The sequence below is a fragment of the Couchioplanes azureus genome, assembly GCF_014648355.1.
GTDB classification, from domain to species: domain Bacteria; phylum Actinomycetota; class Actinomycetes; order Mycobacteriales; family Micromonosporaceae; genus Actinoplanes; species Actinoplanes azureus.
Map to the genome: position 1 here is coordinate 1,172,474 of NZ_BMQY01000001.1, position 24,297 is coordinate 1,196,770.

Sequence of the window (24,297 nt, forward strand, 5' to 3'; positions counted from 1 at the left end):
CGGCTCAGCCGCCGCCGGCCGGGCCGGGAAGCGCTTACGACTGACCGCGGCGCAGGATCGCCTGCTCCACCGCGCCGACCCGGTCGGCGAGCAGGCCCACCGCGCCGACCGCCCGGGTCATCGGATCGTCCCCGGCGCCCCCGAGCGCCCGCTCCCGCAGGAACGCGGCCTTGACCTCGCCCCATCGCGCGGCCTGCTCCGCGGTGAGGCGCCCGCGCAGCTCCGCCAGCTTGAGCAGGTTGGCCTCCGCGCCGGAGGTCAGCGTCTGCGCCTCGCCGAGATAGTGGTCGTCGACCACTGCGTCGAGCTCGGCGTCGTTCATCGCCGGCACGATGCGCTCGGCGAGCTTGTTCATGTTGCGGTACGACCCCTGCAACTTGAACGGCGGCTCGGTGCGCGACGCGTCCGCCTGAGCGGCCGAGGCGATGTACGCCTGGTTGATGCGCAGCACGATCCGCTGCACCCGCCGCATCTTCCGCAACACCGACAACACCTGCTCGAGCTCGGTGGCCGAGTACGCGTGGCTGAGCCGGTCCGGCCGCACCGCGTCGTCGCCCTCGGCGAGCCGCACGAGCAGCGGCAGGTCCGCGCGGTCCCGGGCGGACAGCGGCGCGAGCACCGGGTTCGAGGTGAGCGCGTTCTCCAGGTACGACATCTCGAACGCCTCCTCCCGGCCGGCGAGCACGTCGCCGAGGTTCCAGACGTCGGCCCGGTTGGCGAGCATGTCCGGGATCCGGAACCGCCGGCCCGTCTCCGTGTACGGGTTACCGGCCATGCACACCGCGAACCGCTTGCCCCGCAGGTCGTAGGTGCGGGTGCGGCCCTCCCACACGCCCTCCATCCGGCGCTGGGCGTCACAGAGGGAGATGAACTTCTGCAGCAGCTCGGGCGAGGTGTGCTGGATGTCGTCCAGGTAGAGCAGGACGTTGTTGCCCATCTCGAGCGCGAAGGAGATCTTCTCGACCTCCTGCCGGGCAGTGGCGTCCGGCGCCTCGGCCGGATCCAGCGAGGTCACCTCGTGCCCGAGCGCCGGGCCGTTGACCTTGACGAAGACCAGGCCGAGCCGGTTGGCGACGTACTCCATGAGGGTCGTCTTGCCGTAGCCGGGCGGTGAGATCAACAGCAGCAGACCGGACTGGTCGGTGCGCCGGCCGGCGCCGGTCGCGCCCAGCTGGCGGGCCAGGTTGTCGCCGATCAGCGGCAGGTACACCTCGTCGAGCAGCCGGTTGCGCACGAACGCCGACATCACCCCGGGCCGGTACTCGTCCAGGCGCAGCCGCTCCCGCTCCGCGGCGGCCAGGGCGGTCCGCTGCTTCTGGTACGCCCGGTACGCCGGCATCCGCTCCTCCCGGAACCGCCGCGTGACCTCGAGGAACTCGTCCAGCCGTACGGTCAGCCGGCCGTCGGTGATGCGCGGGTGCGCCGACAGCAGCCCGGACACGGTCTCGCTCACCGCCGCGGCGGTGTCGTACCGGGTCAGCGCGGTGCCGGTGAGCTCGATCGCGACCGCCTCGGCCACGTCGCTCGCATCCCCCGCGGCGGGGTGCGCCCGGTGGAAGGCCGACAGCCAGGCGTGCACGAGCTGCCGCCGGGCGGCCGGGTCGGCGTCGAGCGCACGCAGGTCCTCCGCGTAACTGCGGGCCGGCTCCGCGGTCAGCGCCCGGTGGAAGCGGTCGAGGAAGGTCCGGGCGGTCGCGCTCGTCACGAAGCCGGCCGGGGTGGCGGCCAGCTCCTCCACCAGATACTCGCCCACCACCCGCTCCGCGCCCGCCTCGGCGGCGAGCGCGGCGCAGAGGTCGGCGAGGTCCTGCCCGGCGCCGAACAGCTCCCGGGCCCGGACCAGCGAAGCCGCCCGTACGGACCAGGACGTCTGTGCGGCCGCGGGCAGTGCGGCCCAGAAGAGCTGCGCGGTGGCGCGGACCGGCGCCGGATAGCGCAGCAGTCCCGCGGCGGCGTGCAGCCGGATCAGCGCGCCGAGGATCAGCGTCGCGTCGCTGTCGTGCACGCCCCGCTCGTAGCCCTCGTCGTAGCGGGCCTCGGCGCCCCGGCGTACCAGAGCGTCGAGGGTGCCGTCCGCCAGGGCCGCCGCCGCACCGGCGGGGTCCTCGGCGAACAGGGCCGCGGCGAGGTGCTCGGCGCGGGACAGCTCCGGCGACTCCGACACCAGCGGCTGCTCCCAGAACGGGCGGGTCGCCACGAAACCCTGGTCGCGGACCGGCGCGCGGTAGTCGGTGCCGGTGATCGCGAACGCCAGCTCCGGCCCGTCCGGCACCAGCGTCAGGTCGATCGTCTGGGTGTTCACCGCGAAGGTGTGCCGGCCCAGGGTGAGGGTGGTGCCGTCGGCGCCGTACAGGTCCAGCCGGTCGCGCAGGGACCGCCCGGCCTCCTGCCGCGCGGCCTTGACCCGGCCCTCGAGCTCCTCGGCCCGGACCGCGTCGCCGAGCGTACGCAGGTCGTCCGCGACCTGCCGCAGCTTGCCGACCATCGGATCGGTGGCGAAGTACGTGTTGACCTCGTCGAGGTCGCCGAGCCCGGCCACCCGGCGCTGGACGCTGGCGAGGGTCCGCTGCGCCGAATCGAAGAGCCGGTCGGCGCGCCGGGACCGTTCGTCCAGCAGCGCCTGCCGCCGCGCCGCGAAGGCCTCGTAGACCTCGGTGCGCTTGGCGGCGAGCTGGTCGGTGAAGTCGTCGAAGTCGCCGAACCGCGACTCCAGCGCCTCCACCTGGAGCATCAGCGTGGCGAGCTGCTCGTCGCAGCGCTCCGGAGTGTCGGCGGCGGCCAGTCCCGCCGTCACCGACTGGGTGAGCAGGGCGAACTCGGCGGCGAAGGCGGCCCGGCCCTCGGCCGCGGCCAGGTCGCGGCGGCGGGCGTCCAGCGTCGCCCGGGCCCGGTTGACCCCGCCGAGCACCTCGCCGATCCGTTCGAGGATGCCCACCCGCACGGTCGCGTCGGCGATGTCCAGACCGCCGACCACCTCGGTCACCACCTGGAGCCCGTCGGCCTGCTCGGTGAGCCGCTCGGCGACGGGCGCGGCCTCCGCCACGGTGGCGATCGCGGCGGCGTCGGCGACGAGCTGGTCGACCGACGTCTGGTAGCCGGCGAAGGCGTCGGCGCGCTGGAGGAAGTCGACGGCCCGGCGCGCGGTCGAGTCGAGTTCGGTGGACAGCTCGGCGGCGAGCTCGTCCAGCCGGGCCGTGTCGGCGTACCGGAGCTCGCGCAGCGTCACGACCCGGCCCTGCGCCTGGCGCAACGCGGCGAGCTGACGGATCCAGGCGTCGGTGGTGGCCGGCACCTCGCCTCGCGCCCGGCGGATCAGCGACGTCGTCGCCGCGCCGGCCTCGTCGACCGCGGCGGCGGCCTGGGCGGTCAGCGCCTGCACCGACTCGAACTCGTCGAGCACCTGCTCGGCGGTCGCCCGCACCTCGGCCAGCGGTGTGCCGAGGTCCTCCAGCTCGGCCTCGGCGAGCCAGTGGTACTGGTCGAAGAGCCGGGTGCAGGCCGCGATGATCGCCTCGAAGACCGCGGCGGACGGCGTCATCTCCTCGACCATGCGCGACACGGAAAGCGCGTCGGCGATGCCGCGGACCAGGTCGGCGTTGCCCACCCGGTCCAGCGGGCCGGTGCCGACCGGCTGGGCGGCGGCGAACGTGTCCGAGACGTACGGGGTCTGCCAGATCTGCATCGGATGCACCCGGGCCGGCTCGTCGGAGCCCGCCCGGAACGCCACGAGCGTGCCGTCGTCGAACAGCGAGTAGCCGTGGCACGGGATCGGGGTGGCGACCTCCTTGCGGATCACGTTGTACGGCAGCAGCAGATACCGTCCGGCGACCCGCGCATGGAAGACGTAGAGCACGTCCTCGCCGTTGACCGAGCGCACGACCCGCTCGAACTCCAGGTCGGCCACGTCGGCGTCGAACGTCTTGGCCAGGCCCGTGGCCAGGTAGTAGCCGCCGGGGAAGATGACGCCCTGGTCCTCCGGCAGACGCTGGCACGCCTGGCCGATCCCGTCGAGGCGGACCACGTCGCGGGTACGGGTGTTGAACACCAGATACCGGTGCGTGGTCTCCTTGTACGGCAGCACGCGCAGCAGGATCAGCGGGCCGATCCGGGCGTACGCGATCTCCGCGTCGGCGAGGCTCTGCAGCGGCTCGTCGACGGGCTCGGAGAAGATGCCCTCGCCGTCCTCGGTGTTGTTCTCCACCTTCACGGTCAGCGTGCCGCCGACCGTCTCGACGAAGACCTCGTCCTCGATGGACACGTGCGGGTGCCGGCCGAGCACGTGGTGTTCGCGGGTGGTGAGGGTCCACTCGAAGTCGTGCGCGGGCGGGAAGACGTGGTCGCGTTCGCCGCGGTTGTCGGCGTACGCGACCGAGCCGTCGTCGCCGACCCGCCAGCGCAGCACCTTGAGGTCGTCGGCGCGGGCGCCGGTCTGGAAGACCGCGAGCAGCAGCCCTTCCCGGCGGCGCAGTTGCAGCAGGTGCGTCTCGCGGTAGTACCGGTACAGCTCGGCGAAGTCGCGCAGGAACCGCGGGTCGTCGAGCAGGCCGGGCACCGCCGCCGGGTGGAACGTGCCCTCGGCGAAGCCGTGCACGGCGAACACGTCGCCGACCGCCGTCTCGGTGCGCAGCCCGATGAAGACGTTGTAGCCGAACAGCATGGCGCCGCCGACCTGCACGAGGTCCCGCGGGACGCAGTTGTTCGCGGTGCGCACCCGCTCCGCGCCGAGCAGCCGCATCTGCTGCCCGCCGAACGTCTCCGTCCGGCGGGCGTTGAGTGCCTCCGCGCGCCCGGCCAGCTCCTTGGCCTGCGCGCCGAGCCGGGCACGCAGGACCTCGTACGTTCCCGCGTCGAGCGTCACCGGGCCGCCGGAACCTTGGCGTCGGCGAGCCCCATCTCCTTGGCGGCGGCCAGCAGCTCACGAAGTTTGCCGGAGTCCTGCCCGCCCGCCTTGATCTGCTGGGTGAGGAAGGCCGACAGGGTCAGGTTGGCCACGTCGCCGGTGCTCACCGAGCCGAGCACCCGGCCCAGGTCGTCGGCGAAGTTCGCGGAACCGTTCAGGTAGCGCGCGCCGAGCCCCTGCACGACGTTCGAGTGCTCGACGAAGCCGTCGACGGCCTTGCCCATGGTGATCGAGCCGACCAGCTTGTCGAAGAAGACCGAGTCACCCCCGACGATGTCGATGTCGGCCTTCTCCAGGCCGGTGGCGATGAGCGTGGCCTGCGCCTCGGCGATCTCCTTGTGGACGTTGATGCCGGCCAGGCGGATCTCCTTCTCCGTCTCGAGCCGCAGCCGGTACTCCTCGTGCTCGCGGGTCGCGTCGTCCAGCGCGGCCATCGCGCCGGCCTTCTCCTGCAGACCCTCGGCCTCGCCCTTGAGCTTCTCGCGGATCGCCTCGGCGGCGACCAGCGCCTTCTCCCGCTCGACGGCGGCCTCGGCGCGGCCGGTCTTCTCGACCACCTCGGCGTTGCGCTCGCGCACCTGCACGTCGGCGAGGCCGGTGGCGGCCGCCTCGGCCTGCGTACCCTCGGCCAGGCGGATCTTCGCCCGGGCGTCCAGCTCGGCGGCCTGCTGGCGGGCCTCCGCCAGCACCAGTTCCTCGCGGGCCTTGAACTTCGCGGCCGCCTCGGCCGCCTCCGCGGCCTTGATGTCCTTGACCAGGGCCTCCTGCGCCTCCGCCTCGGCCTGGATGATGAGCGCCTGACGGGTACGCTCCGCCTCCTCGACGACGCGCAGCCGCTTGATGTTCTCCTCCTGCTCGGCGACCGTCTTCTCCACCGCGATGCGCTCGCGGATCACCTCGGCGATCGAGCGCTTCTCCGCCTCGACCTCCTTGTCCTTGGCGATGGTGGACAGCTCGGTCTCCCGCTGGCGGCCGATGACCTCGAGCATCCGGTCCTTCTCGATGCGCTCGGTCTCGATCGCGATGACCCGCTCGCGGTTCTTCTCCGCGACGGCGATCTCCCGGGCCTTGTTCTCCTGCTGCACACCGAGCTGCTGCTCCGTCCGCAGGGCGGCACCCTCGGCGCGGAGGCGCTCCTCGGCGTGCGCGAGGGCGATCTCGGCCTCCTCGCGGGCCCGCATGGTCTCGATCTCCCGGCGCTGCTTGATCTCCGCGTCCGCCTGCCGGCGCTCCAGCTCGAGGATCGCCTCCTTGGCGTCCACGTTCTGCCGGGTGATCTCCTTCTCCTCGTTGCGCCGGTAGTCGTTGGTGCGCACCGACTCGATGGCGGTCAGCTCGGTGATCTTCCGGATGCCCTGCGCGTCCAGGATGTTCTTCGGGTCCAGCGAGCTCATCGGCGTCTGCTCGAGGAAGTCGATGGCCGCGTCCTCGAGGCTGTACCCGTTGAGGTCGGTGCCGATCACCTCGATGATCTGGTCCCGGAACTCGTTGCGCTTGGTGTAGAGGTCGACGAAGTCCAGCTGCTTGCCCACGGTCTTCAACGCCTCGGAGAACTTGGCGTTGAAGAGCTCCTGGAGCGTCTGCTCACTGCTGGCCCGCGTGGTGCCGATCGCCTGCGCCACCTTGATGACGTCCTCGGTGGTCTTGTTGACCCGCACGAAGAACGTGATCCGGATGTCGGCCCGGATGTTGTCGCGGCAGATGAGCCCCTCGCGACCCGTACGCGAAATCTCGATCGTCTTCACCGAGATGTCCATGATCTCGGCCTTGTGCAGCACAGGAAGGACGACGGCGCCGGTGAACGTGACATCCACCCGCCGCACCTTGGAGACGATGAGCGCCTTGCCCTGCTCCACCTTGCGGAACATCCGGCTGAGAAAGAACACGACGCCGAGCGCGACAAGCAGCACCACGGCGACAAGCACACCGAAACCGGTGGAGATCACGTCCATGCGGGTTCCTTTTAGGTAGTGGCGATGTCGGCGGGGACGATCCAGAAGAATTCGCCGTCGGGATCCACGTCGTAGAGCAGGGCGACGGTGCCCGCCCGCAGTTCGTCGTCCCCGGCCTGACGAACCTGCACGATCGCGGAGGACCCGTCGGGGGCACGCACCTCGGCCTGCCCGAAGGTCCGCGTCACCCGCCCGGTCCGGACGATGCAGGTCAGACCGACGAAATCGGCCCGCGACGGCTCGGTGCCGGCGGGCAGAAAACGCTTGATGAGAAGCACGGAAAGGCGCGTCACGAGCCAGGCGACCACGACAGCGGCGACGAGAACGAGCGCGGCGGGTATGGCGCCGAAAAGCTCCGCACCGGCCAGGGTGACAAACCAGGCGAAGACGATGAGCAGGGAAAGAACCACGGAAGCGGGCACACCGCTCAGCCCGAGAAAGCCGAGAAAACCGGCGTCCTCACCGCCGCCATCGCCCTCGGGATCGGCACCGCCCACGATGACGACAAGCCAATATCCGATGACGACGACAAGGAGAGGAGTGAGAACGACGGTGGGGAAGCTGAGCACAGCCTCGAAGAACCCACCCATGTATCGACCTGCCCCCGTGCCCTACCGCAGCCCGTCGCCCACTGTGGCGTCTCAACCCCCCTGCGGTGACACCGATCATGACAGGCCCGGTCAATATCCGCGGCCCCGCTTCGGCCGCAGTTGATCACCCCTTCGGCCGATCACCAGGACACCTCGCCGGTGCTCGCGGGCCGGGTCGGCCGAGAGCTGCCGACCCGCACAGGGTCGCAGAATGCCGTCAGACCCTGGGTAGTGGAGCTGCCAGGTCCAGGAGTCGAGAGCCGCCGCAAGGACATTCAGCGACTCTGGCCCGGCATCCCGCTAGAGGTCTTCGTAATAGCCCGGACGTGCGACTACGACGGATTCGAAGAAGCCGGACTCCGAGTCATCACCATAGACGGAAGTTGACTTTCCCAGGGCCATGAAGGTCTCCGGCGCAACGACGGTCAGCCCGTCGTCGATGACCTGGAGAGGAAGCCGGCCCGCCAGCCGCCCTTCGACGATCTCAGCGGGTTCCTCGAAGATCGATATGTCTCCGTAGAGAACTCGCACTCCAGGTTCCGTCGGCCGATAGATCTCGACGGCTTCCACCCGGCCGGCGTCGTCACCGTGGGCCTGGATCGTCATCCCCGTCGAGAAATGCGCAGTTCCACGGCTACCCTTCGCGCGCCCCGGGCCCACATAGCCCGGAAGACTCGCCAGAACCTGCTCGGCGGCCTCCATCGTCATGCCAATCTCGACGCCCGCGGCTCCGCGCGGAGGATCCAGTTTCACCTCAAGCATTTCAGCCCCACCACATCATCCGGAAGAACTGGCCGCATTCAAGCGTCACCACAGAGTCAATTGTACATGGACGGATCCCTTGACTTTCCGAGCGCCCTGATACTGGGCGTTGTTCGGCAAGCCCCCGATCATATCTCCGATGGCATTGTTGTATTCGCCGGGGAACTTGGTGACGACATCATCGATGTCCCGCTGCATGGCCTGGTCGATACGGCCTGAAGAAACCAAGCTGCGCTGCTCGTTCAGCCACTGCCGAGCCGGACCGCTGCGACCGGTCGAGTTCAGTTCCCGATGGTCTTCCTTACGCATCCGGATGGCCGGGCCACTGTACTCGGTGATGAAATCCTTGGTGGCGGCCTTCTGCGGCATGTGGTTGATCTCGTGACCATCCGTCGCAGGCTGCATCCGGCCATAGATGCCGCCGTCATGCGGTGCACCGCTGACCCCACAGTTGTGTACGAGAACCGGCTCGCCGCCGGCGAACACGTAGTACGTGTGGATCTCGTCGACCGTGAGGTCGCGCATCTCCTTGGTGCCGGTGTAGCTGTGGACGTTGGTGACGACGACCTTGCCCTCGCCGGCGACCTTGAGCTTGTCGCCCGCCTTCAGGTCCCTCGCGTCCGACCACTTCTTGTCGATCTCGTTCCAGAACGGGTGGTTCTGCGTCGTGTTCAACACCGACGTCTTGCCGTTCTGGTCCTTGACCGTGACGTCCGAGAACTCCCGGTCCGTGTTGCGGTGCAACTCGGTGACCTGCTCACCCGACGACTTACCCGTCTTCGGGTCCGTCGCCAGCACCGTGTCACCGACGTTCACGTCCTTGATCGGACGCGAAGACCCGTCCGCCATCAGAACCTTGGTGTCGGGCTCGAAGCTGTGGCAAGCGGGCCCGCCTCCGCGGACGCTCACCAGGTTGCGACCCGCGACCGACGGCATGCCGCCGCCACCGCCACCCTTGGTCTTGCGGCTCACCGCGCCCAGGCCCGGGACCACGCCCAGCACCGCGGACTTCACGTCCACCCGGCCGGTCGTGACCGCCTGGTTGATGACCTCGTCGACGCCGTTCTCCGCCGCCTCCGTGGCGAGGCGGCCCACCAGGCCCGTGCCCGCCTTGCTGGCGATGGCCGTGCCGACCTTGCTGGCTATCATGCCGCCCGCGCCGCCGGCCAGGCCCGAGAGGGCGCCCGTGCCCATCGAGCCGAGGGCGTCGCCGATGTCGTGGATGTCGCCCTGGGCGGCGTCCTTGGCCAGGTTGATGAGCGCGCCGGCGCCCACCATGCAGGCCACCGCGCCGGCGCCGGCCGTGACGGCGGTGCAGGCCACGCCGGCCAGGATCGCGCCGCCGATGGCGGCTACCTCGAGGATGGCGTCCTTGTGTTCGACGATGAACTTGCCGGTGGCTTTTGCCGCGTCCTTGACGACGCTGACCGTCTTTTTGACCACCCGGGTCGCCTTGGCCACGATGGCCTTGCCGGCCTGCTTGACCTTCTTGACGATCTTCTTCTTGATTTCCTTCGCCTTGTGGTAGGCCTTCTTCAGCCACTTCGGCGTGTGCTTCTTGATCTTCGCGACGGCCTTGTGCCAGCCACGCTTGACCTTCGAGACGGCCTTGTTCCAGGTCCTCTTCACGGCCCGCTTGAAGGACTGAACCTTCTTCTTGACCTTCTTGACCTGCTTCTTCACATAGCTCTTCGTCGTGTTCCACGCGTAGGAGGTGTACGACGAGACCCGGTTGTACGTCGACGACACGAACGAGGTCGTCGAGTTCCACGCCGAGGAGACCGTCGATGTCACCGAGCTGACCGCCGACTTCGCCCACGACGGGAGTCCCCAGTGGCCGGTCGGGTCCGTGACCGTCAGCGGGTTGGCGTCGCCGTACTGGTAGCGGTTGGCGTTGACCGAGTCGGGTGCCGGGTTGTTCGAGACCGTGTCACGGGTGTCGAACTGGCCGGTGTCGGTGTTGTACCAGCGGGCCATCATGTTGACGCGGCTGGTCGAGGAGTCGGTCCACTCCGACTGGTAGCCGAGGGGTCCGGGCGCGCCGGTCGTGGCGATCACCTTGCCCAGCGGGTCGTAGACCGTTGACGACGCCAGCGTCGTACCCGTGGCGGTGAACTGGCCGACCACGTCGTCGTGCAGGTCGGTCCAGGTCTGGGTGGTCGCACCGGCGGTGCTCTCCGCGATCACCTCGTTGGAGACGCCGCGGACGAACGTCGCCGTGCCGTCGCCGGCCAGGTCGTTGTCCAGGCCGGTGTACGCGAACCCGTCGCGGACGACGCGGCCGAGGCCGTCGTACCTGTAGGTCTGCTCGCCGCCGCCGACCACGCCCTGCGTGATCACCTGGCCGAACGCGTCTGCCATGGTCTGCTGCGGTCCGGACGAGCGCAGCGTGCCGCGGGCCGTGTAGTTGTACATGGCGCCGTCGCCGGTGAGCAGGCGGTTGCGGGCGTCGTACGTGAACAGCTTGCTGCCGTTCTGCAGCCGGTTGCCGGACTTGTCGTAGGCGTACGCCGTGGTCGTGGTGCCGTTGTTCCACGACGTGAGCCGGTCCGCGAGGTCGTAGTCGTACGTGTTGGTGATCGTCTTGCCGCCGAAGTTGGTGGTCTTCTTCGACGTCAGGTCGTCGTTGGCGTTCCAGCCGTACTCGATCTTCGCGACCGAGGCGCCGGCGGCCGTCTTCAGCTCGTCGCCGGTGAGCCGGTGCAGGTCGTCGTACGTGAAGGTGCGGGTGTTGCCGGCGTTGTAGGTGATCCTGTCGACCAGGGACAGCGAGTTGTACGCGTAGGTCTGGTCGACGCCCTTGCCGGAGTTGACCAGCTTGCTCAGCCGGCCCGCGGCGTCGTACTGGTACGCGGTGGTGCCGGCGGCGTCGGTGCGGCTGGTGAGCGCGCCGTCGCCGTTGTACCGGAACTCCGAGTTGCCGGACGGCCCGGTGATGCTGCGCGGCTGGTCCCGGTCGTCGTAGGTGATCTCGTTGACGCCCGCCGCGCCGGCGAACTTCGTCATGCGGCCCCCGAGGTCGTACTCGAAGGTGCGGTCCGCGGTCTCGGCCTCGGCGCCCGTGCCCGACTGCTTGGTGAGCTGACCCATCGGGTCGTAGGTGTTGGTGATGCTCACCCCGCCGGGCAGGAGCTGCTTCGCGACCCGGCCGGCCTTGTCGTAGGCGACCGTGAAGGTCCGGTCGGCCGCCTGCGGGTGGGCCGCCGTGGACGGCTCGATCTGCGACTCGGGCAGGCCCCAGCTGTTGTACGTGGTCCAGAACGCGTTGCCGCGCCCGTCGGTGAACCGCGTCCGGTTGCCCTCGAGGTCGTAGCCGAAGCTCGTCTCGATGGCGTCGGAGCCGCTGATCGGCTGCCGCTCCTTGACCAGCATGCCGGTGGCGTCGTACTCGAAGGTGGTCCGGGTCTTGCGGCCGTCGACGGTGGCGACCACGTTGCCCGCCGCGTCGTACTCCGTCGCCTCGCTGCGCAGCAGTACGCCCGCCGCGCTGTAGGAGGCCGTGCTGAGCGCCTGGCCGCCGAAGTCGTACTCGGTCGTGCTGTAGGTGTTGTCCGGCAGCGTCGTCTTCACCGCGCGGCCGGCGCCGTCGTAGGTCGTCCTGGTCAGGTTGCCGGCACCGTCCTGGATGGTGATCGGCTCGCCGAGGTCGTTGTACGTGGTGCTGGTCTTGACCTTGGCCGCCGAGAGCACCTCGGCGAGCCAGCCGCCGCGGCCGTACGTGAAGGTGGTGGTCGCCGCCGTCGCGTCCTGCCGGACCACGTCGGTCGAGGTGACCCGCCGGCCGAGGAAGTCCCAGGTGGCCTGCGAGACCGCGCCGGTCGGGTCGGTCACGGAGAGCACGTCGCCGGTCATGTTGTAGGCGTACGTGGTGACGCCGCCGTCCGCCGTGGTGGTCTTGGTGAGCCGGTCCAGCTGGTCGTACTCGTAGCTGGTGACGTTGCCGTCCGGGTCGGTGACCGTGGCGAGCTCGCCGCCCGGGTGGTAGGTGCGGATGACCTCCGGGGAGACCGCGGCCGACGCGCCCGGCGCCGTGTAGGCCGGCATCCGCTGCAGGGTGGGGCGGCCGTCCGCGTCGTAGTACGTGACCGACCAGTTGCCCAGCGCGTCCTTGCTGTCGGTGGGCTCGCCGAAGGTGTTGTAGCCGGTCCAGCTGACCGCGTTGGCCAGCGCGGGCGCGGACGAGGCGGTCTCCGCCTTGGCCGCGGGCGCCGTCGACTTCACCGGGTTGCCGTCCTCGTCGTACGAGACGTACGAGGTGTTGCCGTTCGGGTCGGTCGCCGAGATGACGTTGTCGTCCTGGTCGTACGCGTAGCTGGTACGGCTGATCTTCGCGCTCGCCGTGGGCAGCGCACCGGCCTGCAGGTCGGCGGCCTCGGTCGCGCTGAGCGCCTCCGAGTACACCTGGACGTCGCTGACCGAGCCGTTGAAGTGGTTGCCGAGGTAGGAGTTCCACATGCCGGCGCCGATCACCATGGGGCCGGTGCCGCGGAACGCCTTGGCGGACTCGTGGGTGCCCTCGAGCCGGCCGTCGACGTACAGCTTGTTGACGCCGGCCGCGGCGTCGTACGTGCCGACCAGGTGGGTCCACCTGCCGGCCTCGGGGACGGACGTGGAGAGGGCCTCGACACCGGAGCCGGTGTTGGCCTCGTCCACGCCGATGACCATGAAGCGCCAGCGGTCGCTGTCCTTGTCGTACGACAGGTCGAACGGGGACTGCTCCTCGCTGCTGGACGAGACCACCCGGTAGAGCCGGTCCTTGTCGGCCAGCTTGATCCAGGCCGAGACGGTGAAGCTGCGCGAGGTGTCGACGACCGGCCCGGCCGTCTGGAGCGCGTGGGCACCGTCGAAGACCGCGGAACCCCCGCGCTCGTCGCTGTGGGTGACCCCACCCGGCGAGGTGGCCGGGCTGTTGCCGCCGGTGTCGGCGGCCGGCGAGGCGGATCCGTCGCCGAAGCGCCACCGGCCGACGGGGGCCGGCTTGCCGGACAGGTACGTGGTCTGCGCCAGCGTCCGCCCGGCCCGGTCGACGAGGGCCTCCATCTTGGCCACGACGGAGCCGGAGCCGTCCTTCATCGTGGTGCCGACGACCTGGTCGTCGGAGTTGTAGCTGGTGAGGGTGGTGCGCTTGGCGCCCGCCGGGTCGGACACCGAGGAGGTCTCCCGGCCGGCGGCGTCGTAGTCGTGGGTGACCGTGGTGACGCCGTTGTTGGCGGTCTCCTCGATCACGTTGCCGGCCGCGTCGTACTTCTTGGTGGCCAGGACGAACGTCTGGGTGCCGTCGGTGCGGCTGACCTCGGCCTCGAGGCCGTTGTCCGTGTACTTGTGGGTGGTGGTCCAGCACATCGCGTCGGTCTCGGTGGCGAGGCGGCCGGCGGGGTCGTACGAGTTGCGGGCCACCACCAGGCCGCCGTCCGGCTCCGGATCCATGCCCGGGCAGGTCGAGGCGTCGCCCTTCCAGCCGACGAGGATCGAGCGGACCAGGTTGCCCCTGGCGTCGTACTTGCTGCGGGTGACCTGCCCGTCGGGCCCGGTCTGGTCGATCATCCGGCCCGCGGTGTCGTACGTGAACGTGGTCGTCGCGCCGCCCGGGGTCGTGTAGCTGACCTCCTGGCCGTACTCGTTGTAGCCGTGCTTCTCCACCCGCGCGGCGTCGCCGCCGGTGGCGTCGGAGGTGATGACCTCGACCGGGTTGCCGTCGACGTCGTAGCGGGTGGTGGCGACCGCGGTGTGCACCGCGCCGGTGACCCGGTTGGTGGACGGCGGGTCGGTCTGGGTCACCTCGCGGCCCATCCGGTCGTAGGTGTGCGAGGTGACCGCACCGGCCGGGTTGCCGCTCGTGACCTCGGTCTCGGTGAGCACCTGGCCGAGGGCGTCGTACGTGAACTTGGTGATCTTGCCGTTGGGCTCGGTCACCTGCGCGATGTCACCGGACCGGTAGTAGGTGACGGTCTGTTCCGCACCACCCGGGGTGACGACCTTCGTCGGCAGGCCCGGCGGCGGGGTGCCGCCGTCGGCCGCGACGGTGGAGGCGTCCGTGTACGAGGTCCGGGTGACCCGCTTGAGCGGATCCGTGACCGCGGTCAGGTTCCCCTTGTCGTCGTAGGTGTTGCTGGTCAGGTACGTGTCGTCGGTCGCCGAGGCGGACCGGCCGTCACGGGCGGTGAGCAGCAGATCGTTCTTCGGGTTCGGGGCCAGCGTGGTGCTGGTCGCATCCGGGAAGTAGGTGAAGTACACCGACGAGCACTTGTTGGCGCTCTGGTCCTGGCAGGTGATCGACTGCTTGGTGTTGCCGCGGGCGTCCTGCAGCGTCTGGGTCAGCACGCCGTTCGGGTCGTACACCATGCTGGCGTAACCACCGACGTCGTAGCCGTAGCGCGTGGTGTTGCCGAGCTCGTCGGTCTGCGCCACGATCCGGTTGCCGTTGACCAGGTCGTAGCTGGAGACCTGCTTGTCGCCGGTGGGCGTGGTGACGGTGACCTGGGAGACCGGCATCGGGATGGCCTGGGCGACCCCGGAGATCATGGTCATGGCGACCGGCGCGGTCCGCTTGACCGTCGCCACGTGGTCGGCGACCTGGGCGCCGGTCAGCGCCGACTGGTAGTACGCGAACTCCGCGATGGCGCCGGGGAAGTAGCCGTTGTCGACGGTGCCGTGGGCGGGCCAGCCGCCCGCCCACCGGCCCGCGCCGAGGTAGGCGCGGTTGGCACCGGTGGCGCCGAGCGTCGCGGACTTGACGGCCGCGACCGCGCCGTCGAGGTAGATCGCCTGGGCGTTGGTGGTCGCGGTCAGCGCCACGTGGTGCCACTTGCCGTCGTTCACCGCGGCCGGGGTCACCATCGGGTTCACCCCGGTGCTGTCCCAGAACTGGCCGCGCAGCTTGCCGTCGGTGCCCACGTACAGGGCGGGGATCCACTCCGAGCCGGCCGGCTCGTCGATCGCGGAGGACTGGTAGCCGAACAGCACGCCGCCCTTGGTGTTGCCGGCCGGCATCTTGAACCACATCTCGACGGAGTGCGGGCCGGTCGTCGGGACGTCCTCGGCGGGCAGCTCGACATAGGACGACACCCCGTCGAACTGCGCCGCGGTGGTGTCGGCGAACGGGCCGGCGGTGTCGTTCAGCTTCACGTTGCTGTACGTGGCGGTGCCGCCGGCGACCTCGTTGACGGCGTCGGTGACGGCGTTGTCGCCCAGGCGCCAGTAGTCCTGCGGGCGGGCGCCCAGCACCGCGGCCGCGTACACCCGGCTGCTGCCCGCCACGGCCGGCGGGTCCAGCTTCCACGTGCCGCCGTTCTCGTCGATGACGGCGTCGGTACGGCCGGTGGTCTTGTTGTAGCCGACGCGCGCGGTGACTCCGCCGCTGGGCCGGATCACGGCGTCGAGCACGGGCTGCTCGGTGCGGCCGGCCTTGTTCAGCAGGGCCGCCCGGCCGGCATCGAGGGTCTGGTTGAAGAACGCGACGTCGGAGATGGAGCCCTTGAAGAAGGTCGCCTTCGCGGGGGACGCGCCGGTGTTGAGGTGGTCCGGCCAGCCGCCGCCGACGTAACCGGCGCCGATGTTGATGTTCGCGCCGCTGGCGGACGTGGCGAGGTAGATGGTGCCGTTCAGCGAGCCCTTCGCCACCCCGTCCAGGTAGAGGGTCTGGGTGTTACCCGCACCGGCCAGCACCACGTGGTGCCACTTGTCGTCGGTGACGACGGTGTTCGAGTTCAGCGCGGCGGCCGACGAGCCGGTCCAGAACTCCGACCGCAGCTTGCCGTACTTGTCGATGTAGAGCGCGGGCGTGTAGTCGCCGGTGGTGGTGCCCTTGCTCATCGGGTCGCCGTTGTAGCTGAACAGCACGCCGCCCGGGGTCGCCGTCTTGAACCACATGCTGACCGACTGGTACTGACCGCCCGCGAGCAGGTTGCTGGGCAGCTGGACGTACGAGCTGGTGCCGTTGAAGCCGGCCGCGGGCGCCGCGCTGCCGGGCAGGCCGCCGGGCTGGCCGAGCGTCACGGCGTTGTAGCGGGCGGTGTCGATCCCGGCGTTCGCCAGGACCGCGCTGGTGGCGGCGGTACCGGCGGTGTCACCGAGCGGCCAGTACGACTCGGGGTCGAGGTTGAGCACGGCGTTGCGGTACTGCGAGGTGGTCGTGTAGCCGTACTGCCAGCACTGCTCCCAGTTGTCCGGCTGGCACACCCGGGTCAGCCGGTCCTCGACGTACGCGTACGACCACGTGTTGGCGGTGTCCCAGTCGCCCGGCGTGGCCGGATCCGTGGCAACCCACGACACGTGCGGCGCCGACGCGCCCGCCGGCGTCTCCCAGCCCACCTTCAGCGTCCGGCCCGACGCGCTCGTGAGCGTGGCCGGGTTGCCGTCCGCGCCGTACTCGATCGAGAGCTTGCGGCCGTTCGCGTCGGTGATCGCGGTCAGCCGGAACACGCCGTTGCCCGCGCTACGGCCGAACGTGTAGACGGTCGCCTGCTTGTCGGTGAGGGTGTAGCCGGTGAGCGTGGTGCCGCTCCTGGTCTCCGCGAAGGTGGCGAAGCGACCGGACGGCGGCACGAAGGTGCCGTTCCCGGCCCGGCCGAAGGCCACCTCCTCACCGGTCGGATAGGTCACCCGCACGGACTGGACCACGCCGGCGGTGTCGGGAACCTGGGTGGCCCGGGTGTCGAGGATGCTCGACCAGCCGGCGCCGAACGCCGTGTCGCGGCGGGCGTCCAGGCTGTTGTAGTTACGGATGATCGACAGCGACGGGCCGACCGTGGCGACGGACGCGTCGGTGGCCGAGGTCGTGTAGTTGCCGGTGCTCGCGTCGAAGCCCTTGCCGCCGTTCTGGGCGAGGCCGCTGGTGAGCATCGGCTGCGGGACCGCGGTGGTGAATGCGTACGAGGCGGTGGCCGAGCTGTACGAGACCGTGTCGTACGCCTTGACCGTGTAGAGGTAGGTGGTGTTCCAGTTCAGCTTGCCGGCCGGCACGGTCCACGCCGAGCTCACCGCGGGCGACGTGGCGATGACGGTCTTACCGTCCGCGCTGGTCACGGTGTACGTGTAGGTCAGGCCCTTGGCCGGCCAGTTGTCCGCGTCGTGGCCCTTGACCAGGAGCTGCGGGGTGAGCGTGGGAATGACCGCGTTGTTCGCCGGGTAGCGCACGTCGACCTGCGGCGCGACGTTGTCGGAGTAGGTCAGCTCCAGCACCGGCTTGTACTGGCCGCTGAGGTAGTTGGCCGAGGTGAACCGCTTCCAGGCGTTGGAGTCGGTCTCCGAGGCGGTCAGCGCCAGGCCGTAGTTGGGCTCGCCCTTGGCCCACTTGTCGAACGTGGCGACGTTCAGCGGCACCGTGACCCACTTGCCCTTGGACCGGTCGCCGCCGGTGTTGGTGCAGGCCGCGCCGGGGTCGGTGACGGTCAGCGAGCCGATCGGGGCGGAGTACGTCGGGCCCGGCCAGCCACCGGTCGTCAGGTCGGCCACGGCCCACTTCTGGGTGGCCGCGCGCACGTCGAACGCCCGGTCGACGGTGCAGCTGTAGGTCCAGCTCAGGAAGAGCTTGAGCTGCGCCTTGGTGATCCGCTTGCCCTTGAAGCCGTTGTCGTCGAACTCGTCCAGGTGGATGAACGAGCGGGCCTTGTGGGCGCCGGCGTCGTAGGTACCGATGGGCAGGTTGTCGCCGTTGTGGCTGCCGGAGTTGGGGCTGTCGACGAAGACGTCGCCGGTGGTACCGGTGGTCGCGGTGGGGTCGACCTTGACCGGGTAGACCCGGGCGGGGTCGTCGAGCCAGGCCCGGTCCGCCTCGACCCGCAGCGCCGGGGTGCCGTTGCGGTCGATGATCCGGTAGGTGACGGCGCTGGACTCCGCCGCGGCGCCGGAGCGCGGGTCGACCTTGGAGTCCTGCATGAAGCCCTTGGGCAGCCAGGCGACGGCCTTGCCCGCGGCGTTGCGCAGCTCGATGCTGCCGGTCTTGTCCACGCGCGGGGTGAGCCCGTTCAGCGCGAGGGGGAAGGTCCAGGTGGACGCCGCGGAGCGCGACTTGAGGATCAGCGTCTCCTTGATGCCCGCGTCGAAGGTCTGCAGCTCGAGGTCCGTCTCCGGCAGGATCCCGGGGTACGTGGCGGTGCTGCCGTCGACGACCGGGACGACCGCCCGGGCGCCGTCGAGCCAGTAGCCGACGCTCTCGCCGGTCGGCAGCTCGAGCTCGGCGAGCTTCGCACCGGCGGGCTTCGCCGCCGTGGCCGGGTCCGGGGCCGCGCCGGGGGTGGCGGGCGCGGTCGCGGGGGCCTTCGCCTCGGTGACCGCGGCGGCCACCGAGGCGTCCAGGCTGTTGGCGGTGACGTGCAGCCGGCCGTCGGCGCGCTTCTCCAGGTCGGAGTCGATCGGCTGCCAGCTGCCGTCCGGGGCCTTGAAGTTGACCGGCCGGGGGTAGGTCTTCTCGGTGAGCGAGCCGTCCTCGTTCTCGAAGACGTCCGAGCGGGCGTCCGAGCGGCCCGCGTCCCGGTCGCTGGTCTTCTCGTCGAAGCCCTGCGGGATCTCCTCGGTGACCTCCCGCTTGCCGCCGGGAACGTGCGGCTGGTACGCCTCGAGGGTGCCGGCCGCCGGCTTCGGCGCCCGCCCGGCGCCGCCGTCCGCGTCGGTCACGTCGGCGGAGACCTGGCCTTCCCGGCCGCTCTTGCCCCGCTTCTGCTCGGGTACGGCCGGTGCGGGCTTGGCCCAGGACGGACGCTGGCCGACCCAGTCCCACAACCAGGAGATCGGCAGTTCGGGGTCGCGGACCGCGCCCACCGGAGCGGCGACGGACAGCCCGACCACGACGGCCGTGACGACCGCGATCCGTTTCGAGACACGGCGCATGAGCCGGTTCCTCCCCCTCATTGCCTGAGACGCGGGAGGATCTTGCGGTATCAGAGAAACTTCAGGCAAACCTAAGGTTCAGATCTGACCGTTCGGCTGATCAGTCCCCGGCCGCGGCGTTCAGGACGGCGGTGACCCGCTGCTCTACCTGCGCAGACACCTGATCCGGACGTTGCGCATCCACAACGGACACATTGCCCTGCGGCGATCCCTTGCCCACCAGCACGAAACGGGCATTCGGGTAAGTGGCGGCCGCGGCGGCGAGCGCCGCGTTGGGCGCCGCGCCCGCCGTGAGAACGAGATCACACCGGCCGGCCGCGAGGGTGGCCAGGAAGGTCTTCGCGTTCTCGCCGGTCTGCGGGCCGTCGACCTCCAGGAACTGCACCTTGCCCAGGGTGGCGAGCGAGGCCCGCTGCATCCCGGCCCAGACCGGCGCGGCCTGCGCGTCGGTGACGCCGCCGGCGGGGGTGAGCAGGCACGCGGTCGCCTCGGTGTAGACCCGCGAGCGCGGATCCGGTCCGGATTCCGGCCACCAGAGCCAGGCCAGCAGGCCGCCCACGAGAAGCGCCGCGGCACCGCCGACGGCCAGCCGGGTGCGGCGCCCGCCGGGCAGCCGGAACCGGGGCGCCGAGGGTCGTACCCGCGCCGCGCCCCGGAGTCGTCGATCCACTCGTCCGCCAAGCATGGCTGGGGAGAGTACGTACGCGGAAACGCAACGTCAACAGGCCCCATTACACACTGTGACCCTCGCATCGCCGGAGGCGAGCCGCGGTCGACACTACGGACAGTGGTCGAGCGGCTGCCTGGCGCACCAGTCTGGCCTGTTCTGAGCGATTTGCCCTGACGATGAGTGACTCTGCGTCCGATCCCGTTTGGCCCTTTTTGCGCTGCCTGAGATGTCTGACATGGCCCAAATGGCCAGTCCCGCCCACCGGTTGGATCGCGGCCCTTGATGCACTCTCAGTAGCCGCCTAATGTCCTGATACGTCCAGCGACACGGCAAGAGTCGCCCGGGCGACAACACATTCGGTGACGGAATCGGGGAGGTGGGCAATGACGGCAGCCGACAGCTGGTTCATCGTGGTCATCGGCTACGCGATCCTGCTCGCCTGGCCCGTCTCCACCCTCGGGCTCGTCAGCTTCGCGGTGCGTTACGTGGCGTCCCACCGCAAGTCGCTGGTCGTGAAGTCCCTCGCGCACGGCGACGCCACCCCGGAGCACTTCTGGATCATCGTGCCGGCGCTGAACGAAGAGGTCGTCGTCGGCAACACCGTCAAGGCCGCGCTCGGGCTGGGCGGTCCCGGCGGCACGCTCGCCCGGGTCCTCGTGGTCGACGACGGCTCCGACGACCGCACCCCCGAGGTGCTCGCCGCGATCGATCACCCGCGGCTGGTGGTCCTGCGCCGCGAGCTGCCGGAAGCCCGCCAGGGCAAGGGCGAGGCACTCAACGCGGCCTACCGCTACATCGCCGAGCGCACCGCCGAGGCCGGCGTCAGCCCGGAACGGGTCGTCATCGGCATCATCGACGGCGACGGCCAGGGCAGCCGCAACATCCTGCTCGAAGTCTCCCGGATGATGCGCGACCCGAGCATCGGCGCGGTGCAGGTGCAGGTGCGCATCCGCAACCGGGACAAGCTGCTCGGCGCGGTGCAGGACCTCGAATTCGCGGCGATCGTCAACGCCTGCCAGAGCCTGCGCGACACCATCGACACGGTCGGCCTCGGCGGCAACGGGCAGTTCACCCGGCTCTCGGCGCTGCTGGCCCTCGGTGGCTCGCCCTGGTCGGCCTGCCTGGTCGAGGATCTCGAGCTCGGCCTGCGCATGCACCTCGACGGGGTCGGCATCCGCTACACCTCCCGGGCGGCCGTCACCCAGCAGGCCGTCGTCGACCTGCGCCGGCTCACCCGCCAGCGCACCCGCTGGGCGCAGGGCAACCTGCAGTGCGCCCGCTACCTGCGCCCGCTGGTCGCCTCGCCGCGGATCGGGCTCACCTCCCTGCTCGAGATGCTGCACTACCTGATCTCGCCCTGGCTCAACGCGCTGGTGACCGTGGTCCTGATCGCCGGCGTCTCGGTCGCCGCGACCGGCCTGGCGGTCGGCCACCCCATGCCGTACCTGCCGACCTGGCGGCAACTGGCGTACAGCGGCGAGGTGTGGTTCGCGGTCACCTTGTTCCCCGGCTTCGTCTGGGCCCTGGTGCACCGTCACCGACTGCGCGACGAGAGCCTCCCCAGGCTCTTCACCGCGGCCCTCGCGTACCCGGTCTTCCTGCTCCTCGGCCTGGTCGCGACCTACCGGGCGCTGTTCCGCCAGGCCAGCGGCCGGCAGACCTGGGCCAAGACCGAACGGCTCGCCGAAGAGCCGATCGACGCACCACTGCACGTCCCCGTCCCCGCCTGAGGCTCCCCCTCCTCGAAGTAAGGGCTCCCCCCATGTCACTGCCCGAAGTGCACCTGATCGGCGGCACCCGCCCCGAAGCCGTCAAGCTCGCCCCGGTCGTGCTCGCCATGCGCGAGGCCGGGCTGCTCGCCCCCGTCCTGGTCGCCAGCGGCCAGCACCCGGCGATGGTCGGCCAGGCGCTCGCCGCCTTCGACCTCACCCCGGACGTCACCCTCCAGGTCGAGCGCGGCACCGGCAGCCAGGCCGAGCTGCTCACCGAGATGATCCGGCAGCTGGACGAGCTGTGGACCGCCCGCACCCCGGCCGCGGTGATCGTGCAGGGCGACACCACCACCAGCCTGGCCGGCGCGCTCGCCGCCTTCTGGCGCCGGATCCCGGTGGTGCACCTGGAGGCCGGCCTGCGCTCCGGCGACCTCGACTCGCCGTTCCCCGAGGAGGCCAACCGCCGCCTGGTCGCCCAGGTCGCCGCGCTGCACCTGGCGCCCACCCCGCTGGCCGCGATGAACCTGCTGGACGAGAACATCGCCACCGCGGACGTGCTGATCGCCGGCAACACCGTCGTGGACGCCACGCTCGCCGTCGCCGCTCGCCGGATGCCCTTCGAGAACGCCCAGGTCGCGGCCGCCCGGGCCGCCGCCGGCGACCGCCGGCTGGTGCTCGTCACCGCGCACCGGCGCGAGTCCTGGGGCGCTCCCCTGGACCGCATCCTGGCCGCGGTCCGCGAGCTGGTCAGCCGGTACGCCGACATCGACGTGATCCTGCCCAGCCACCCCAATCCGGCGGTCCGCGCCCAGGTCGAGGCCGGTCTCGCCGGCATCGAGCGGGTCACGGTCACCGACCCGCTGCCGTACCCGGACCTGTCGCGCCTGCTGTCCGAGGCGTACCTCGTGCTCACCGACTCGGGCGGCATCCAGGAGGAGGCGCCGTCGTTCGGCGTACCCGCCCTGGTCCTGCGCGACGTCACCGAGCGCGTCGAGTCGCTGCACGCCGGCTGCGCGAGGCTCGTCGGCTCGGACACCGACCTGATCGTCAAGGAGGCGGCCGAGCTGCTCGACAGCCGGGTCCGCCGCGACGCGATGACCGCCGGCGGAAACCCGTACGGCGACGGCCTCGCGGCCCGGCGTACCGCCCAGGCCACCGCCGCCGTGCTCGGCCTCACCGAGGCCCCCGACGCCATGCCCGCCCTCGACTCCCCCGCCACTGCCACGTACGGAGCGTCCCTCTGATGCGCATCTTCAAGTTGAGCCGTCGTGCCCTGGTCGGCGTGGGTGCCGCCCTCACCGCCACCGCCATGCTCGGCATGGGCGTCGTCACCGCCGACGCCGCGGAGGTTCCCGCTCCGGCGCCGATCGCCGCGAAGTCCGGCAAGGCCGCGCCCGGCGGCGGCACGGCGAAGACCCTGGTGCTCTACGACACCACCGGCGACTACGGCTGGATGGGCGAGGTCTACGCCACCCAGACCGCGAACCTCGCCTCGCACTTCGGCTCGTGGACCGCCGCGCCGGTGACCAGCTACAAGGCGCGCGACCTGGACGCGTACACCGCGGTCGTCTACCTCGGGTCCACCTACGACGAGCCGCTGCCGGCCGCGTTCCTCGACGACGTCGCCGCGACGAAGAAGCCGGTCACCTGGCTCTTCGACAACATCTGGCAGCTCACCTCGCGGGACGCGTCGTTCGCCGCGGAGCACGGCTTCACCAGCGGCTCGTTCGACGTCACCGACGTGGCCACGGTGGACTACAAGGGCCGCAAGCTGACCCGCGACACGGCGAACAAGTCCGGGATCATGAACCTGTCGATCAGCGACGCAACGAAGATCAAGACCCTGGCTTCCGCCGTACGCCCGGACGGCTCCTCCTTCCCGTGGGCGGTGCAGTCCGGCAACTTCACCTACGTCGGCGAGATCCCGTTCGCGTACGTGACCCACGACGACCGCTACCTGGCCTTCGCCGACCTGCTCTTCGACTCGCTCGGCAACACCGGGGTCTCCCGCGAGCGCCACCGCGCCCTGGCCCGCATCGAGGACGTCGGCCCGGACTCGGACCCCGCCGAGCTGCGCGCGATCGCCGACTACCTGTACTCCCAGAAGGTTCCGTTCAGCGTCGCCGTCTACCCCCGCTTCCGCAACCCCAAGGGCGTGGACAACGACGGCAAGGCCGAGGACTACACGCTGCTGCAGCGGCCGCAGGTCGTCTCGGCGCTGCGCTACATGCAGCAGCGCGGCGGCACGCTGCTCATGCACGGCTACACGCACCAGAACGGCAACACGGCCAACCCGTACGACGGCATGAGCGCCAACGACTTCGAGTTCTACCGCGCCCACGTCGACGAGAAGGACAGCGTGATCTACGACGGCCCGGTCGCCGGCGACTCCGCCGCGTTCATGGCCACCCGGATCGCCGCCTCGGGCCTGACCTTCGCCCTCGCCGGCCTGGGCGTGCCCACCACCTTCGAGTTCCCGCACTACGCCGGCAGCGCCGTCGACTACCAGACGGTCACCTCGATCGTCGGCAAGCGCTACGACCGGGGCCTGTACTTCCCGGGCGTCCTCACCGGACGCAAGTTCGACTACACCCGCCACTTCGGCCAGTTCTTCCCGTACGCCGTCCGCGACGTCTACGGTTCGGTGGTCATCCCGGAGAACATCGGCAACGTCGAGCCGAGCGCGTTCAACAACCACCCGGCCCGGCTCCCCTCGGACCTGGTGGCCTCGGCCGAGCGCAACCTCGTCGTCCGCGACGGTGTGGCCAGCTTCTTCTACCACCCCTACCTGGGCACGGACTACCTGAAGCAGGTCGTACCCGGGATCAAGGCGCAGGGTTACACCTTCGTGACCGGTGACTCGATGGTCGCCAGCTGATCGCAT

The 24,297-nt window shown here is 70.4% G+C and carries 9 protein-coding genes; 3 read left to right on the forward strand and 6 right to left on the reverse strand.

Features of this window, described 5'->3' with window-relative positions:
- Positions 1-34: 34 nt before the first annotated feature.
- The 6 genes from IEY99_RS05465 to IEY99_RS05490 all read right to left on the reverse strand — a co-directional run bounded on the left by IEY99_RS05465 (position 35) and on the right by IEY99_RS05490 (position 19,701).
- Entirely contained in the window at positions 35-4,858 is a 4,824-nt protein-coding gene (locus tag IEY99_RS05465; protein WP_189199823.1) for a DNA repair ATPase, read from the reverse strand.
- A complete protein-coding gene (locus IEY99_RS05470; protein ID WP_189199825.1) occupies positions 4,855-6,852 on the reverse strand; it encodes an SPFH domain-containing protein in 1,998 nt (665 codons plus the stop codon). The genes IEY99_RS05465 and IEY99_RS05470 overlap by 4 nt, the downstream gene beginning before the upstream one ends.
- Positions 6,853-6,863: 11 nt before the next feature.
- Positions 6,864-7,442, reverse strand: coding sequence for a DUF1449 family protein (locus IEY99_RS05475; RefSeq protein ID WP_189199827.1), 579 nt, complete (start codon positions 7,440-7,442; stop codon positions 6,864-6,866).
- Between the two features lie 300 nt (positions 7,443-7,742).
- On the reverse strand, positions 7,743-8,204 hold the full coding sequence (locus IEY99_RS05480; protein ID WP_189199829.1) for a hypothetical protein: 462 nt from the start codon (positions 8,202-8,204) through the stop codon (positions 7,743-7,745).
- A gap of 45 nt (positions 8,205-8,249) precedes the next feature.
- Entirely contained in the window at positions 8,250-19,031 is a 10,782-nt protein-coding gene (locus IEY99_RS05485; RefSeq protein ID WP_189199831.1) for a LamG-like jellyroll fold domain-containing protein, read from the reverse strand.
- Positions 19,032-19,131: 100 nt separating this feature from the next.
- A complete protein-coding gene (locus IEY99_RS05490) occupies positions 19,132-19,701 on the reverse strand; it encodes a type 1 periplasmic-binding domain-containing protein (RefSeq protein WP_189199833.1) in 570 nt (189 codons plus the stop codon).
- Positions 19,702-20,084: 383 nt separating this feature from the next.
- Here IEY99_RS05490 and IEY99_RS05495 point away from each other — a divergent pair, with 383 nt between their 5' ends.
- Genes IEY99_RS05495 through IEY99_RS05505 form a run of 3 tightly spaced genes read left to right on the forward strand, consistent with a single transcriptional unit; the run spans position 20,085 to position 24,291 of the window.
- Entirely contained in the window at positions 20,085-21,431 is a 1,347-nt protein-coding gene (locus IEY99_RS05495; RefSeq protein ID WP_189199835.1) for a glycosyltransferase, read from the forward strand.
- Between the two features lie 32 nt (positions 21,432-21,463).
- A complete protein-coding gene (wecB, locus tag IEY99_RS05500; protein ID WP_189199837.1) occupies positions 21,464-22,657 on the forward strand; it encodes a non-hydrolyzing UDP-N-acetylglucosamine 2-epimerase in 1,194 nt (397 codons plus the stop codon).
- Positions 22,657-24,291: a DUF2334 domain-containing protein gene (locus tag IEY99_RS05505; protein ID WP_189199839.1), complete on the forward strand. Its 1,635-nt coding sequence runs from the start codon at positions 22,657-22,659 to the stop codon at positions 24,289-24,291. Before wecB ends, IEY99_RS05505 begins: the two co-directional genes overlap by 1 nt.
- The last annotated feature ends 6 nt before the right edge of the window (positions 24,292-24,297 follow it).

What these genes read in the sequence shown, in the direction of transcription:
- IEY99_RS05475 (WP_189199827.1), bottom strand. Translation starts at nt 7,442, where the DNA reads ATGGGTGGGTTCTTCGAGGCTGTGCTCAGCTTCCCCACCGTCGTTCTC.
- IEY99_RS05505 (WP_189199839.1), top strand. Translation starts at nt 22,657, where the DNA reads ATGCGCATCTTCAAGTTGAGCCGTCGTGCCCTGGTCGGCGTGGGTGCC.
- IEY99_RS05495 (WP_189199835.1), top strand. Translation starts at nt 20,085, where the DNA reads ATGACGGCAGCCGACAGCTGGTTCATCGTGGTCATCGGCTACGCGATC.
- IEY99_RS05470 (WP_189199825.1), bottom strand. Translation starts at nt 6,852, where the DNA reads ATGGACGTGATCTCCACCGGTTTCGGTGTGCTTGTCGCCGTGGTGCTG.
- IEY99_RS05485 (WP_189199831.1), bottom strand. Translation starts at nt 19,031, where the DNA reads ATGCGCCGTGTCTCGAAACGGATCGCGGTCGTCACGGCCGTCGTGGTC.
- wecB (WP_189199837.1), top strand. Translation starts at nt 21,464, where the DNA reads ATGTCACTGCCCGAAGTGCACCTGATCGGCGGCACCCGCCCCGAAGCC.
- IEY99_RS05480 (WP_189199829.1), bottom strand. Translation starts at nt 8,204, where the DNA reads ATGCTTGAGGTGAAACTGGATCCTCCGCGCGGAGCCGCGGGCGTCGAG.